Origin of the sequence: Streptomyces sp. NPDC058877 (assembly GCF_042742855.1) — a bacterium.
Taxonomy (GTDB): domain Bacteria; phylum Actinomycetota; class Actinomycetes; order Streptomycetales; family Streptomycetaceae; genus Streptomyces.
The window spans coordinates 1-14,348 of record NZ_JBHYMF010000086.1; the positions used below are offsets into that span (position 1 = coordinate 1).

General features: G+C 72.1%; 17 protein-coding genes and 1 tRNA gene. 7 read left to right on the forward strand and 11 right to left on the reverse strand.

The genetic code is table 11. The features are described from left to right. Window positions 1-42: 42 nt before the first annotated feature. From ACFW2Y_RS20520 to ACFW2Y_RS20530, 3 genes are read right to left on the reverse strand one after another with little or no spacing between them, the layout of a single operon-like run. A complete protein-coding gene (locus ACFW2Y_RS20520; protein ID WP_384880972.1) occupies window positions 43-849 on the reverse strand; it encodes an SAM-dependent methyltransferase in 807 nt (268 codons plus the stop codon). A 45-nt stretch (window positions 850-894) separates the two neighbouring features. Beyond that, window positions 895-1,161, reverse strand: coding sequence for a DUF397 domain-containing protein (locus ACFW2Y_RS20525; protein ID WP_384880974.1), 267 nt, complete (start codon window positions 1,159-1,161; stop codon window positions 895-897). Continuing rightward, entirely contained in the window at window positions 1,162-2,037 is an 876-nt protein-coding gene (locus ACFW2Y_RS20530) for a helix-turn-helix transcriptional regulator (protein ID WP_384880977.1), read from the reverse strand. A gap of 262 nt (window positions 2,038-2,299) precedes the next feature. Here ACFW2Y_RS20530 and ACFW2Y_RS20535 point away from each other — a divergent pair, with 262 nt between their 5' ends. Genes ACFW2Y_RS20535 through ACFW2Y_RS20545 form a run of 3 tightly spaced genes read left to right on the forward strand, consistent with a single transcriptional unit; the run spans window position 2,300 to window position 3,967 of the window. Next, the gene (locus tag ACFW2Y_RS20535; RefSeq protein WP_384880978.1) at window positions 2,300-2,731 is read left to right on the forward strand and encodes an ATP-binding protein; all 432 of its coding nucleotides are present in this window, start codon (window positions 2,300-2,302) and stop codon (window positions 2,729-2,731) included. Window positions 2,732-2,742: 11 nt separating this feature from the next. Beyond that, complete coding sequence (locus tag ACFW2Y_RS20540; RefSeq protein ID WP_384881045.1) at window positions 2,743-3,222, forward strand: hypothetical protein; 480 nt, start codon at window positions 2,743-2,745, stop codon at window positions 3,220-3,222. A 34-nt stretch (window positions 3,223-3,256) separates the two neighbouring features. After that, on the forward strand, window positions 3,257-3,967 hold the full coding sequence (locus ACFW2Y_RS20545; RefSeq protein WP_384880980.1) for a class I SAM-dependent methyltransferase: 711 nt from the start codon (window positions 3,257-3,259) through the stop codon (window positions 3,965-3,967). Window positions 3,968-4,156: 189 nt separating this feature from the next. Here the strand turns inward: ACFW2Y_RS20545 and ACFW2Y_RS20550 are convergent, their stop codons facing one another. The 5 genes from ACFW2Y_RS20550 to ACFW2Y_RS20570 all read right to left on the reverse strand — a co-directional run bounded on the left by ACFW2Y_RS20550 (window position 4,157) and on the right by ACFW2Y_RS20570 (window position 7,350). Continuing rightward, the gene (locus ACFW2Y_RS20550) at window positions 4,157-4,513 is read right to left on the reverse strand and encodes a zinc ribbon domain-containing protein YjdM (protein ID WP_384880982.1); all 357 of its coding nucleotides are present in this window, start codon (window positions 4,511-4,513) and stop codon (window positions 4,157-4,159) included. A gap of 103 nt (window positions 4,514-4,616) precedes the next feature. Beyond that, window positions 4,617-4,704: transfer RNA gene (locus ACFW2Y_RS20555), tRNA-Leu, on the reverse strand. A gap of 179 nt (window positions 4,705-4,883) precedes the next feature. Next, entirely contained in the window at window positions 4,884-5,552 is a 669-nt protein-coding gene (locus ACFW2Y_RS20560) for a class F sortase (protein WP_384880984.1), read from the reverse strand. Window positions 5,553-5,707: 155 nt separating this feature from the next. Further along, a complete protein-coding gene (locus tag ACFW2Y_RS20565; RefSeq protein ID WP_384880987.1) occupies window positions 5,708-6,253 on the reverse strand; it encodes a hypothetical protein in 546 nt (181 codons plus the stop codon). A 152-nt stretch (window positions 6,254-6,405) separates the two neighbouring features. Further along, window positions 6,406-7,350: a beta-ketoacyl-ACP synthase III gene (locus ACFW2Y_RS20570; RefSeq protein WP_384880989.1), complete on the reverse strand. Its 945-nt coding sequence runs from the start codon at window positions 7,348-7,350 to the stop codon at window positions 6,406-6,408. Between the two features lie 229 nt (window positions 7,351-7,579). On the opposite strand from ACFW2Y_RS20570, the gene fdhD reads away from it, so the two are divergent. Continuing rightward, window positions 7,580-8,407 carry a formate dehydrogenase accessory sulfurtransferase FdhD gene (fdhD, locus tag ACFW2Y_RS20575; protein WP_384880992.1) on the forward strand — a complete coding sequence of 276 codons (828 nt, stop codon included), beginning with the start codon at window positions 7,580-7,582 and terminating at the stop codon, window positions 8,405-8,407. 17 nt (window positions 8,408-8,424) lie between these two features. Here the strand turns inward: fdhD and ACFW2Y_RS20580 are convergent, their stop codons facing one another. The 3 genes from ACFW2Y_RS20580 to ACFW2Y_RS20590 form a co-directional block, all read right to left on the reverse strand. Further along, window positions 8,425-8,808, reverse strand: a complete 384-nt coding sequence (locus tag ACFW2Y_RS20580) for a (2Fe-2S) ferredoxin domain-containing protein (protein WP_384880994.1) — start codon at window positions 8,806-8,808, stop codon at window positions 8,425-8,427. Then, a complete protein-coding gene (locus ACFW2Y_RS20585) occupies window positions 8,805-8,963 on the reverse strand; it encodes a hypothetical protein (RefSeq protein ID WP_384880995.1) in 159 nt (52 codons plus the stop codon). The genes ACFW2Y_RS20580 and ACFW2Y_RS20585 overlap by 4 nt, the downstream gene beginning before the upstream one ends. Window positions 8,964-9,039: 76 nt before the next feature. Next, on the reverse strand, window positions 9,040-10,107 hold the full coding sequence (locus ACFW2Y_RS20590; RefSeq protein ID WP_384880997.1) for a bile acid:sodium symporter family protein: 1,068 nt from the start codon (window positions 10,105-10,107) through the stop codon (window positions 9,040-9,042). 125 nt (window positions 10,108-10,232) lie between these two features. On the opposite strand from ACFW2Y_RS20590, the gene ACFW2Y_RS20595 reads away from it, so the two are divergent. From ACFW2Y_RS20595 to ACFW2Y_RS20605, 3 genes are all read left to right on the forward strand, one after another. Further along, window positions 10,233-11,147, forward strand: a complete 915-nt coding sequence (locus ACFW2Y_RS20595) for a LysR substrate-binding domain-containing protein (RefSeq protein ID WP_384881000.1) — start codon at window positions 10,233-10,235, stop codon at window positions 11,145-11,147. A gap of 385 nt (window positions 11,148-11,532) precedes the next feature. Further along, window positions 11,533-13,356, forward strand: a complete 1,824-nt coding sequence (locus ACFW2Y_RS20600) for an AMP-dependent synthetase/ligase (RefSeq protein ID WP_384881003.1) — start codon at window positions 11,533-11,535, stop codon at window positions 13,354-13,356. 176 nt (window positions 13,357-13,532) lie between these two features. Next, window positions 13,533-14,327, forward strand: coding sequence for an aldo/keto reductase (locus tag ACFW2Y_RS20605; protein WP_384881048.1), 795 nt, complete (start codon window positions 13,533-13,535; stop codon window positions 14,325-14,327). The last annotated feature ends 21 nt before the right edge of the window (window positions 14,328-14,348 follow it).

Below are 14,348 nucleotides of genomic sequence, written 5' to 3' on the forward strand. Positions count from 1 at the left end.
CCTCATGGGCGGGCCCCGTCCGTACGGGCGGTACGGAGCGGGTCAGGGCTTGCGAGCCACCGCGGCCCAACCCGGGATGGGGTCGTCACCCTGGACCGGGACGGGCTCGCCCAGTTCCGGGTGCCACTCGGCCGTGAGGGAGACCCCGGGCTCGACGAACTCCAGACCGTCGAAGAAAGCGGCCAGTTCGTCGCGCGAGCGGGGTCGCAGGGTCAGCCCGCGCGCCTTGTACATGGCGCTCGCCTTCGCCGCGCCCTCGGGGTCGAAGTCCCCGGTGACGTGGGAGAGGACGAGGTAACTGCCCGGCGCGAGCTTTTCGACGATCTTGGAGACCAGTTCGTAGGCACCGTCCTCGTCCCCCACGAAGTGCAGCAGGGCGAGCATCGAAAGGGCGATGGGCTGGTCGAAATCAAGGACCTTTCCGGCCCTTTCGAGGATGGCCTCGGGCTCACGGGCGTCCGCCTGGATGTACTCGGTGGCCCCTTCCGGGGTCGAGCGCAGCAGTGCGGCCGCGTGCGCGAGCACGATCGGGTCGTTGTCGCAGTAGACGATGCGGGAGTCCGGCGCGGCCTCCTGCGCGATCTGGTGCAGGTTGGGCTCGGTCGGGATGCCCGTGCCGACGTCGAGGTACTGCCGGACGCCGTGGGCGCTGAGCCAGCGGATGGCCCGGTGCATGAAGGCACGGTTGACGCGGGCCATGTCCCGGCCCCGCGCGTCGACGGTGAGCAGCTGACGGGCCATCTCCTCGTCGACCGGATAGTTGTCCTTGCCACCCAGGAACCAGTCGTACATGCGCGCCGGATGCGGCTTGCTGGTGTCGATCCGGACTGATGCGGGTTCCTGGGGCATCGGCTCTCTCCTGGTCGGGTTGAACGGGTCGCGCTACAGCAAGAGTTACGCGACGTTGGGGGCTGGGTGGAAGGGGCCGGTGAGGAGAAAGTCGGCCTGACCGGATTTCGCTCCCTGGATGAAGGCGGCGATCTCCCCGAGGGTGTAAATGAGCGCTGGTCCTTCAGGGTCTGCGGACTGTCGCACGGCGACCCTGCCGTCGGCCAGTTTCATGGCCTCCACGCAGTTGCCCCCGTTCCCGCCGCTCCACGGCTTGTGCCAACCCTCGGCACCGAGCTCAGCGGCGGGCATGCCGTTGTATACGCGATCCATTCACAGCTCCTTGCGGAGGTCCCGGAGGATCTCCTTCGTGCGTTGTGCAGTCGCGGCCTGCGCCGCCATGCGGTCCATGACCTCCAGGTGGGAAGCCACCTCGGGACGCGCGTCGAGGTAGACGGCGCCGGTCAGGTACTCGCTGTAGACCATGTCCGGGAGTTCGGGCATGGCGAAGCGGAAGAGGACGAACGGTCCGTAGGTGCCGGGGTGGTGGCCGGACGCGAACTCCGCGATCTGCAGGGTGACGTTCGGCAGCTCGGACGCTTCGAGCAGCCGGTCGAGCTGGTCGCGCATCACCTCGGGCCCGGCGCCGACCGGTCGACGGAACACCGTCTCGTCCATGATCACCCAGAACTTCGGAGCGTCGTCCCTGGTCAGCAGGGACTGGCGCTCCATCCGCAGGGCCACATGACGTTCGGTGTCCTCGTCCTTGACGGCGTCGCTGCCGCCACCGACCGCCCCGCTGCGCAGAATGGCGCGGGCGTATTCCTCGGTCTGGAGCAGACCGGGGACGAACTGGGGCTCGTACGCCCGGATGAGGCTGGCCGCCCCCTCCAGGCTGACGTACATGGAGAACCAGCCGGGCAGCACGTCGTGGAACCGCTGCCACCAGCCGGGGAGGTTGGCCTCTTCCGCGAGGGCGATGAAGCCCTCCGCCTCGGAGTCCGTGATCCCGTACTCCTTCAACAGGAGTTGTACGTAAGGGATCTTCAGCGCCACCTCGGCGGTCTCCATCCGCCGGACGGTGGCCGGAGCCACCCGCAGGACCTTGGCGGCCTCTTCCCTCTTCATGCCGGCCCGCTCGCGCAGGTCCTGCAGACGCTTTCCGAGGACGACCTGTCCCACCGTCGGGGCGGACCGTGGCTCGCTCACTCTCAGACCTCCCCGACGCACCGTTTCGACGAGTGTGCCACGAAGCCGCTCCAGAGAGAACAAGGCACTCTGCAATTTTCAGAGTGCCACTTGCCAAGTGTCCGACTCAGGAGGACAGTGTTCCGGTGAACCAGTACACGCTGCCGCCGTGCGCCCCCGTGCCACGGCGACAGCGCCGTACGGCAGTCCTGCCCACTGTTGTGAGGAACCGGTCGTGGCCTCTGGTAACGCGCAGCCTTCAGGTCTCATGAGCCCCCGAGTCATGGCTCAGCGCTCGCAGCCGCAGACCGATCCCGTCCGCCGCTTCGCCTTCGAGCTCCCCGCCCTCACCTCGTCCGTCGCGCGGGCCCGGCGGCTCTCGGAGGAACGGCTCATCCTCTGGGGCTGTGGCCCCGAGATACGCGAGACGGTCGCCCTCGTCGTCTCCGAGCTCGTTACCAACGCCGTCGTGCACACCGCGAGTGACCGCTTCGTCTGCGAACTCCGCGAGGACGAGGACACCCTGCGCATAGCCGTGCGCGACGAGGGCGGTCCCGCGGGCCCGCGGATACGGGACTGCGGCGAGGAGGAGCGCGGTCGCGGACTCCTCATCGTGGATGCGCTCTGCACCGCCTGGGGCGCCGACCGCACCGGCCACGGCACGGCACAGATCGTCTGGGCGGAGCTGGCCCACGGCACGGGGGAAACGTGCTGAAGGCGATCCGCATGGTCTCGCGGGCCCGCAAGCACGCCGAAGCCGGCTCCGTTCCGGCTCCCCGCCGCACGCCCGAATCGCTCCTCGGTCCGGACCCCCGCTCCCCCGACCCCACCGGGTCCCGCGAGCCGGGTGCCACCCGACTGGCCGTGCCCGTCGGACTGCACACCGGACTCGGCTGCGACGCCGTCGGCGTGCCCGCCCGCTTCGGCTTCAAGATCCTCTCCCGCCTCCCCGCCAAGGGCTGCGTGTACGCCGACAGCGACTGGTGGTGGTGGCTCGTCCCCGCCGGCTCCGACCTCGACCTCGTCTGGCCCCTGCCCGCCTGCTACGCACCCGGCGCCGAGATCCCGGACCGCGGCCCCCGACTCATCCACCGGCCCGACGGCACCTCCCCCTACACCCCTCCGATCCCGCTCTACCTCCTGGCGTGCCAGCTGACGGGCACCGCTCCGGCCTGGCCGGCTCCACCGGTGCGCAGCGCGCTCTGACGCGTGCGGCCCCCGACGGCCTAGGCTCGGTGCCATGTTCACCCCGCAGGGCCCCAGCCTCCGCGAGCTGACCGTCCAGGCCCTCTCCTCGGTCGAGCACGGCTACGACCTGCTCGCGGACAAGTTCGACGCGACCCCCTTCCGCACCTCCGACCGGCTCCTGACCGCGGTCGCCCGCACCCTGCAAACCCTCGGCCCCTTCGACTCGGGGCTCGACGTCTGCTGCGGCACCGGGGCCGGACTCGACGTCCTCCGCTCCGTCTGCGCGGGCCGGATCACCGGCGTCGACTTCAGCACGGGCATGTTGGACCGGGCCCGGGAGGCCCACCCGGCCGCCGACCTCGTCCGCGCCGACGCCCTGGCCCTCCCCTTCGCCCCCGTCTTCGACCTGGCGGTCAGCTTCGGCGCCTTCGGCCACTTCCTCCCGGCCGAACAGCGCACGCTCTTCTCCCAGGTGCACGCCTCGCTGCGCCCCGGCGGCACCTTCGCCTTCCCCCTCCCGGCTCCGCCGCCCGTCGGCTCCCGCCCCTACTGGGCCCTGTGGGGCTTCGACGCGGCGATGCGGATCAGGAACGCCGTCTGGCGCCCGCCGTTCGTCATGTACTACCGCACCTTCCGGCTCGTGGACGTCCGCGAGCGGCTGGCGGGGGCGGGTTTCCGGGTCTCCCACACCCCGGTCGAAGGCCTGGGGCGCCGGGACGACGGGAGCCCGCACTGCCGGCTGGTGGTCGCGCGGAAGGCTTAGGACGGCCGGACCACCGGGTCCTACCGCTCCGGGAGGAGCGGTGGCCGGAGCGGATGCCCACCCGGGCATCGCCCCCGGGAGGCCGGTTCGGGCGGAGGGGTGAAGCTGTGGGAGGGACGGCCGCCCGGCGGGCGGGGCGGCGGGCGGGCGCGGGGCCCGGGGTGGCGGACCGCCACCGGGACGGCGGGTTCAGGCCTTCTTGACCACGCTGGACTTGAGCTGCATGGCGCCGAAGCCGTCGATGCGGCAGTCGATGTCATGTCCGTCGACGCCGTCGACCAGACGGATGTTGCGGACCTTCGTGCCGGCCTTGATACCGGAGGGGTTGCCCTTGACCTTGAGCGCCTTCACGACGGTCACCGTGTCGCCGTCGCTCAGCACGTTGCCGACGGCGTCCTTGACCACGCGCGTCCCGGGATCGTCGGAGGCGGCCTCCTCCGCGGCGGGAACCCACTCGTGGCCGCACTCGGGGCACACCACCAGGTTGTTCATCTCATAGGTGTACTCGCTCGAGCACTGGGGACAGGGGGGAATGTTCTCGTTCACGTGCCCAGAATAAGCCCGCCCCGAAAACGCACCCCCGACGGACGAACCCGTCCTGCGCACATGCGAAATGCCGGTCGATGACAAATCGACCGGCATTTCGGTGTGGTGTCCGAGGGGGGACTTGAACCCCCACGCCCGATAAAGGGCACTAGCACCTCAAGCTAGCGCGTCTGCCATTCCGCCACCCGGACCGGGTGTTTGTCGTCCCGGGCTCTCCCCGCGGCGACAGAGACAACTCTACCAGGGGTTCGAGGTGCCTTTCACCAACGTTTCCCGTGGTCAGTCGGCCGACACCACCGGTGGGGACGCGGTCGGGCGCCGCCCCGCCCGGCCCCTTTCCGGGTGCGGTGCACACGGAGCGGAAGAACGGTCAGCGGACCTCGACCAGGCGTGCCGAGACCACGACGTTGCCCGCGTACCCGTTCTCCTCGGTGAAGGTGCCTCCGCAGGTGATCAACCTCAGTTCGGGGCCGCCCGCGTCACCGTAGACCCGCGCTGCGGGAAAGCCTTCCTTGGGGACGACCTCGACCCCGTACACGGCGAAGACGGCCGTCCTGCCGTCGGCGCGGACGACCTCCACGCGGCTTCCCCCGCCGAGGGCGCCGAGGTCGTAGAAGACGGCACGGCCCCTCGGAGTGTCCACGTGGCCGACGACGACGGCGGTGCCTCGCTCACCGGGGGTGACCGCTCCGGTGAACCAGCCCGCGAGCTGGTCGTTCTCGGGCGGCGGGGCCTCGATCCAGCCCTCCGCGTCGAGCCCGACCCCGGTGACCGGGGCGTCGACGCGGACGGCCGGGATCCGGACCCGGACCGGTGGTGAAGGGGGCAGTGGAGCGGGTGCGGACACCGGAGGGGAAGGGGGCGTCCGCCCGTCGTCCGCCGCGGCTGCGGCCAGGGGCTGGGGCGGACCGTCGGCCCGGAGCCCCTCCACCCCGCCGCGCAGGAGGTGCACCCCGATCAGGAGGACGACGGCGACGAGACCCCAGGAGCCGCGGCGTCCGACTCCCTCCGCGCCCGTCGTTCCTTCCGAACGCCCCACGTGCGACTTCCTCCTTGCGCCCCGGCGGGCCGCATGACCTCGGTGCCCGTCCGCGCGAACGGGTCTCCGCGCTCGCGCCACGGGAATGGCGCCCCTCCTCCCCGGTCCTCGTCACACCGGGGCGGAGGGGCCGTCTGGGGGCTCCCGGCCCGCCCTCAGGAGCGGTCGTCGACCCCGCGGCGGCGGGTGAGTACGACGGCCGCGCCGAGTGCACCGGCGATGAGCAGGGCGCCGGTGACCAGCTGGGTGGCGCCGAGGCCGTCGGAAGGGGCACCGGACGCGGCAGCGGTGCCGTAGCCGGCCTTCACTCCCTTGTGGACTTCGGTGCGCGCACCGGTGTCGTGTCCGGCGTCGCCGCCCGGGGCGATGGTGAGGTGGGTGGTGCCGCGCTCGCCCTTGCAGTCGAAGGTGATCGCGTACTGGGCGCCGGCCTTGGCGTCGAGGTCCACGGTGGCGGTGCCGGGGCGCCCCTCGTTGAGGGTCACGGTCTCGAACACCCCGGAGGTGACGGTCACGGACGGCACCTCGCAACCGTCGGAGGCGAGGGTGATGGTGCCGCCGGGGGCGATCGTCGTGGGGGTGACGGAGAAGCCGAACGACGTGATGGGGTTGTCGCCCCCGTCGGCCAGGGCCGCGGGCGCGACCGGCAGGACGGCGACGGCACCGAACAGGGCGGCGGAAACGGCACCTATCGCACGCATGCGGTCCTCCTGGTCGCGGGGGGCTCGGACGGGCGGCGACTCCGCGTCCGGGAAGGGGACGACCCCACCGCGATCGAAGCTAGGTCCGGCCCCGCCGCGCCGCCACCCGGCCCCGCCGAACGGGGCACGGCGGGGCGGCGTACCAGGGGGCGCTAGGGAACCCGGACGACCTGGCCGGCGTACGAGAGGTTGCCGCCGAAGCCGAAGAGCAGGACGGGGGCGCCGGAGGGCAGTTCCCCGCGTTCGACCAGCTTGGCGAGGGCCAGCGGGATCGAGGCGGCCGAGGTGTTGCCGGAATCGACGACGTCGCGGGCGACGACCGCGTTGACGGCTCCGATCTTCGCGGCGAGCGGTTCGATGATCCGCAGGTTGGCCTGGTGCAGGACGACGCCGGCCAGGTCCTCGGGTGCGACGCCGGAGCGCTCGCACGCCCGGCGGGCCAGCGCGGGCAGTTGCTGGGTGGCCCAGCGGTAGACGGACTGGCCCTCCTGGGCGAAGCGGGGCGGGGTGCCCTCGATGCGGACGGCGTGTCCCATCTCGGGAACGGAGCCCCACAGCACGGGACCGATCGCGCCGGTGTCCGCCTCGACCGCCTCGACGACCGCGGCGCCCGCACCGTCACCGACGAGGACGCAGGTGGTGCGGTCGGTCCAGTCGGTGATGTCGGTCATCTTGTCCGCGCCGATGACCAGGGCACGGCGGGCCGCCCCGGCCCGTACGGCGTGGTCCGCGGTGGCCAGGGCGTGCGTGAAGCCGGCGCAGACCACGTTGAGGTCCATGGTGGCGGGCGATGCCATGCCGAGGCGCGCGGCAACGCGGGCGGCCGTGTTGGGCGAGCGGTCGATCGCGGTGGAGGTGGCGACGAGGACGAGGTCGATGTCGCCCGCGGTGAGGCCGGCGGCGGCCAGGGCCTTGCCGGCGGCCTGGGCGGCGAGTTCGTCGACGGGCTCCTCGGGCCCGGCGACGTGCCGGGTGCGGATGCCGACCCGGCTGGTGATCCACGCGTCGTCGGTGTCGACGAGCGCGGCCAGGTCGTGGTTGGTCAGCACCTTGGCGGGCTGGTAGTGACCGAGCGCGGCGATGCGAGTGCCCGTCATACTCGGGACCCCCTAGGTGGTTGGTTCGTCCAGCAGGACCCCCCAGTCTTGCCAGCGACTGATCGGTAACAGGTGACGTAAACCACCAACATTCACCCTGATCGCTTGGTCGACCGTGACAAGGCACCGGGAAGGGGCGTGGTGCGCGGGCGCCGGGGGAAGGTGTCGGAGAATGGGGCGGTCAGGGCCTCCCCGGCCTTCCCTGCGGAGAGAATCGAGTGCGGTCACGATGGGACGGGTCACCGAGCGACGGCGTGTCCTGCGGATCCGGGACGGTGCGGTCACCACCCGGCCCGACACGCTGGTGGCCGAGGAGCCGCTGGAGATCCGGCTGAACGGGCGTCCGATCGCGATCACGATGCGCACGCCCGGCGACGACTTCGCGCTCGCGACCGGCTTCCTGGTGAGCGAGGGGGTCCTGGCGGCGGCGACCGACGTGCGGAACGTCGTGTACTGCGCGGGCGCCACGGAGGACGGCCGGAACACGTACAACGTGGTGGACGTGCAGCTCGCCCCGGACGTGCGGGTCCCGGACATCACCCTGGAGCGGAACGTCTACACGACGTCCTCGTGCGGGCTGTGCGGCAAGGCCAGCCTGGACGCGGTGCGCACCACGGCGCGCTTCCCGATCGCCGACGCCCCGCCGCTCCGGATCTCCCCGGCGCTGCTGTCCCTGCTTCCGGAGCGGCTCCGGGCGGCGCAACGGGTCTTCGACACCACTGGCGGGCTGCACGCGGCGGCGCTCTTCTCGGAGGAGGGCGAACTGCTCGACGTGCGGGAGGACGTGGGTCGGCACAACGCAGTGGACAAGCTCGTCGGGCGAGCGCTGCGGGAGGGGTCGTTGCCGCTGGCGCGGACGGTGCTGCTCGTATCGGGGCGTGCCTCGTTCGAGCTCGCGCAGAAGGCCGTGATGGCCGGGATCCCGGTGCTCGCCGCGGTGTCCGCTCCGTCCTCGCTCGCCGTCGACCTGGCCTCCGAGGCGGGGCTGACGCTGGTCGGCTTCCTGCGCGGACCGGACATGAACGTGTACGCGGGCGAGCACCGGATCGCGCTCTGACGCCTTGACCCGCGGGGTCAGTTCTTCGGCGGGTCGATCATCTGGAGGACGAGGGTGTCCGGGGGCGGGGCGATGCCGGGGCCGCCGGCAGCCGTCCAGGCGAGGATGTCGTCCAGGCAGTCCTCGTCGAGGGTGAAGCCGACCCAGACCGCCCGGCCGCCGCGCCTCCGTCCTTCGGTGGAGGGCTGGACGACGACGACGTTGGCCTGGGCACAGGGGCCGAGGCAATCACTGGTGCGGACGGCGAGCCGCCCCCCGGAGGCCGCCGCGGCTTCACGGAGACGGGCGAGCTGGCCGGCGTGGTCGGTGCCGGGGTTCTTGCGGGCGTCGCCGCAGCAGCAACCGCGGCAGACGACCAGGGAGCAGGGGCGGGCCCCGTAGCGTATGGGGACCGGGCTCATCGGGGATCCTCCGCGGTCGTCGCGGAGGCCGGGGCGACCGTGCCGGGGCGCGGGAGGTCAAGGTCGACGGGGGCGCGGTGCTCATCGGTGGTGAGCGCCGCCACGACGCCCTCGGCGAAGACGGGCGCGGTGCTGCCGGGATCGTGTGCGGGCATGGGAGCACCGTAGCGGGCCGGATGATCATCGCGGGTCGGCGAGGGGTGTGATCCGGCCGACGGAGCAGCTCCGGGATCACCCGTCCGCGGTCGGGGCCGCGGGGACGGGCGCACCGGGACGGCCGGCCTCCGGGTCCTGCGCGGCCTCCGGGTCGTGGGACCGGCGTCGTGCGATGACCGCGCAGACCATCAGTTGCATCTGGTGGAAGAGCATCAGCGGGAGGACGGCGAGGGATGCCTGGGGGCCGAAGAGGACGCTCGCCATCGGCAGTCCGGCCGCCAGGCTCTTCTTGGAACCGGCGAACTGGATCGTGATCCGGTCGGCCCGGTCGAAGCCGAGGCGCCGGGCACCGTATCCGGTCAGGGCCAGCATGGCGGCGAGGAGGACGGCCTCGACGGCGAGCAGCAGGCCGAGTCGGGCGGGGGTGACCAGGTGCCAGGTGCCGGCGGTGACGCCCTGGCTGAAGGCGGTGTAGACGACCAGCAGGATGGCCGCACGGTCGACGCGCCCGAGGACCTCCTTGTGGCGGACGAGGAAGCCGCTGACCCGGCGGCGCAGCAGTTGTCCGGCGAGGAAGGGTGCCAGCAGCTGGAGCGCGATCTGCAGCAGTGCCGCGGTGGACGGGCCGCCCGTGCCGTTGCCGAGGAGGAACGCGGCGAGCAGCGGGGTGAGGACCATGCCCGCGAGCGAGGAGAAGGAGCCCGCGCAGATGGCGGCTGGAACGTTTCCCCGGGCGATCGAGGTGAAGGCGATGGAGGACTGGACGGTGGACGGCACCAGACAGAGGAAGAGGAGACCGCCGTAGAGCTCGGGAGTGAGCACGACGGGTACGAGGCCGCGGGCGGCGAGCCCGAGCAGGGGGAAGAGCAGGAAGGTGGCGCCCAGGACGGTGAGGTGGAGTCGCCAGTGCCGCAGGCCGTCGAGGGCTTCGCGGGTGGAGAGCCGGGCCCCGTAGAGGAAGAAGAGCAGGGAGACGGCGGCGGTCGACGCGCCTTCCGTGAGGTCGGCTGCGGCTCCGGAGGCGGGCAGGAGCGCGGCGAGGGCGACCGTGCCGAGCAGAGCGAGGACGTAACCGTCGACGGGCAGCCAGGACGGCGGACGGAGGGGACGGCGCGGGGGACGGGCCGGGGTCGGGCGGGTCATGGGCTCCACTGCTCTGTGCACGGCGTTCGGTGTGTAGCGCCGGTCCATCGTGCGTCAGGGCCCGGTCATCGGGAATCCCGCACAGCGCTCTGACTGTCATCGCAATTCGCGATAGCGTCAGAAGGGTGTACGAACCCACTCAGCTGCGCACCTTCCTGGCCGTGGCCCAGACGCTGAGCTTCACCCGGGCCGCGGACCGGCTCGGGGTGCGGCAGTCGACCGTCAGCCAGCACGTGCGGCGCCTGGAGGAGGCGACGGGCCGTCCGCTGTTCGCCCGGGACACGCACCGCGTGGAGCTGACCGAGGACGGCGAGGCGATGCTCGGCTTCGCCCGGACGATCCTCCAGGCCCACGAGCGGGCGGCGGCCTTCTTCGGCGGGAGGCGATTGCACGGGCGGCTGCGGTTCGGCGCGTCGGAGGACTTCGTGACGACCCGGCTGCCGGAGATCCTGGAGTCCTTCCGGCGCGAGCACCCCGAGGTCGACCTGGAACTCACGGTGGAGCTGTCCGGGACGCTCCAGGAGCGGCTGGCGGCCGGCCGTCTCGATCTGATCCTGGCCAAGCGGCGGGGGGCGGAGGACGGGGGGCGGCTGGTCTGGGAGGACGCGCTCGTCTGGATCGGGGCACCGGGGCTGCGGCTCGCACCGGACCGGCCGGTACCGCTGATCCTGTACCCGCCGCCGGGCATCACCCGGGCGCGAGCGCTGGAGGCCCTGGAGGCGCAGGGCAGGGCATGGCGGATCGCGTGCACGAGTTCCAGCCTGAGCGCCAATGTGGCGGCGGCCCGGGCCGGGCTCGGCGTGATGGCGCACACGCGGGGCCTGGTGCCGCCGGGGCTCGTCCCGGTACCGGCCCGTGCGGGTCTTCCCGAACTCGGCGATGTCGGCTTCGTACTGCGCAGGGGACATCGGGGCGGGGAGGTCCAGGAGGCGGCGGACGCGCTGGCGGAGGCGATCCTGGCGGGCGGCGACCGCCTGCACCGGCCGCACCGAACGGACCGTGACCGCCAGGGGGCGGGCGGATCGTGGTGGCCCTCGTGAGCGGACGGTGCCCGAGGGGACGGGCCGGCGTGCGGAGCGCGGCCGGCCGGGGGCGGCCGGGTCGTCGGAGCCTTGACCGAGGGGGCGGCCGTTGCCGAGCGGCGAACGGCGAGAAGGCGCCATGCCGACGCGTCGGAGGGCGGGGAGTGAGCGGCCGGTACGGATTCCGTGGAGATTCGCCCCCGGTCGGTGCACCGGCCGGTCAACCCCGGCCCGACGAACTCGCCCGTCCTTCGTTCTCACCCAGCCTGACCTGTGAGAACACGGAATGTCCCGGCTTGGTGAAGGAGCTCCCACCAGCCGGCCCCGTGGGGTACCGTCACCCGCGCCGTACGGAGCGCAGCAGAGGGCTTTTCCAGCCACCTAGCCGTCGAGGAGCAGGTCAGTGCGCGAGTTCACCGTGCCGCCCGTCGAGGCGGCGCCTCAGGTAGGCGGTCTGGCGGACGCCGTGTTCGACCATGCCCTCGCCGAGCCGGACAGGGTCGCCTTCGGCCGGAAGGACCCCGGCGGAGAGTGGCGCGACGTGACGGCCGCGGGATTCCGGGACGAGGTCCTGGGCCTCGCGAAGGGCCTGATCGCGGAGGGCGTGCGCTTCGGCGACCGGGTCGCGATCATGGCCAGGACGCGGTACGAGTGGACGCTCTTCGACTTCGCGCTGTGGGCCCTCGGCGCGCAGCCCGTGCCGGTCTATCCGACCTCCTCCGCCGAGCAGGTCTTCTGGATGCTGCACGATGCCGAGGTCACCGCGTGCGTGGTGGAGCACGAGGACCACGCGATGACGATCGGTTCCGTCATCGACCGGCTGCCCAGGCTCCAACGGCTGTGGCAGTTGGACGCGGACGCGGTGGGCGAGCTGACGGCGGCGGGCACGGAGATCGACGAGGAGGTCGTGCACCGGCACCGGCGGGCGGTGACCCCGGAGACGATCGCGACGGTCATCTACACCTCCGGAACGACCGGCCCCCCCAAGGGCTGTGTGATCACCCACGCCAACCTGATGTTCGAGACGGACACGCTGACGGGGCGTTGGGAACCGGTGTTCCGCTCGCGGCCCGGGGAGCAGTCCTCGACGCTGCTGTTCCTGCCGCTCGCGCACGTCTTCGGACGGATGGTGGAGGTCGCGGCCGTCCGGGGCAGGGTGAAGTTGGGGCACCAGCCGGTGATGGCGGCGGCCGAACTGCTCCCGGACCTGGCGGCCTTCCGGCCGAGCTTCGTCCTGGCCGTTCCCTACGTCTTCGAGAAGCTCTTCCACGCGGCCCGCCGCAAGGCGGAGGCCGAGGGGAAGGCGGGCCCCTTCGACAAGGCCGTGGAGGTGGCGGTCACCTATGCGGAGGCGCTGGAGCACAAGGCCTTCGGCACCGGCCCGGGTCCGTCGGCGGCGCTGCGCGTGCAGCACCAGTTCTTCGAGAAGACGGTGTACGGGAAGGTGCGCGCCGCCCTGGGGGGTCGCGTGCGGCACGCGATGTCGGGCGGCTCCGCCATGGACCGCAGACAAGGGCTGTTCTTCGCGGGCGCCGGGGTCACGATCTTCGAGGGGTACGGACTGACCGAGTCCTCGGCGGCGGCCACGGCGAATCCGCCCGAACGGGTCAAGTACGGCACGGTGGGACAGCCGGTGCCGGGGACGACGGTGCACATCGCGGAGGACGGCGAGGTGTGGCTGCACGGCGGGCAGGTCTTCTCGGGCTACCTCAACTCCCCGGAGGCCACCGCCGCCGTCCTCAGTGACGGCTGGCTGGCGACCGGGGACCTCGGCTCCCTCGACGCCGACGGCTATCTGACGATCACCGGGCGCAAGAAGGAGATCCTGGTGACCTCCGGCGGCAAGAGCGTCTCCCCCACGGCCCTGGAGGAGCGGGTGCGGGCGCATCCGCTGATCGCCCAGTGCCTCGTGGTCGGCAACGACCGGCCGTACGTCGCCGCCCTCGTGACGCTCGACCAGGAAGCGGTGGAGCACTGGTTGGCGATGCAGGGACGGGCGCCGCTCGCCCCTGCCGAGTTGGTGCGCGACCCGGACCTGGAGACGGAGATCCGGCGCGGGGTGGTGGCGGCGAACACGCTGGTCTCCCAGGCGGAGTCGATCCGGACGTTCCGGATCCTGGCCCATCCGTTCAGCGAGGAGCACGGGTTGCTCACCCCCTCGCTGAAGCTGAAGCGGAAGGCCATCGAGCGGGCGTACGCGGTGGAGGTCGAGGCGCTGTACGGCTGATCGCCGATGGGCACCGTACGACCGCCCCTGGTGGAATGCGGGACGGCCGTTGATCGTTGACGCTGTGAGCAGAGGAGTGCCCGTGCGCACCGTACGGGCCGCGACGACGTAAGGACCCCTCCCCCGTGAGCACGGACAGCAGCGTTCCCCCGGTCATCCTGAACAACGGCGTGCACATGCCGCAGCTGGGCTTCGGCGTCTGGCAGGTGCCGGACGCGGAGGCGACGGCCGCCGTGACGACGGCCCTGGAGGCCGGCTACCGGTCGGTCGACACCGCCGCCATCTACCAGAACGAGCGGGGCACCGGCCGGGCCCTCACCGAGTCCGGCATCGCCCGGGAAGAACTCTTCGTCACCACGAAGCTGTGGAACGGCGAGCAGGGCTACGACTCGACCCTGCGCGCCTTCGACGCCTCCCTCGACAAGCTGGGGCTCGACTACGTCGACCTGTACCTGATCCACTGGCCGGTGCCGGCGAAGGACGCCTACGTCGACACGTACCGCGCGTTCGAGAAGATCCACGCGGACGGGCGCGCCAAGGCGATCGGCGTCTCGAACTTCCTCCCCGAGCACCTGGAGCGGCTGATCGGCGAAACCTCGATCGTGCCCGCCGTCAATCAGATCGAGCTGCACCCGCAGCTCGCCCAGCCGGAGGCCCGCGAGGCGCACGCCCGGTACGGCATCGCGACCGAGGCGTGGTCCCCGCTCGGCCAGGGCAAGGGGCTCCTGGAGGTCCCCGCCATCGTCGCCATCGGCCAGAAGCACGGTCGAACGCCGGCCCAGGTGGTGCTGCGCTGGCACCTCCAGCTGGGGAACGTGGTCATCCCGAAGTCGGTGACCCCCTCGCGGATCCGGGAGAACATCGACGTCTTCGACTTCGAGCTGGACGCCGAGGACCTGGCGGCCGTCGCCGCCCTCGACGAGGGCCGGCGGATCGGCCCGAACCCGGCGGAGTTCAACGTCGGCGCCTGACGGTCCCGGGGCCGGCACCCC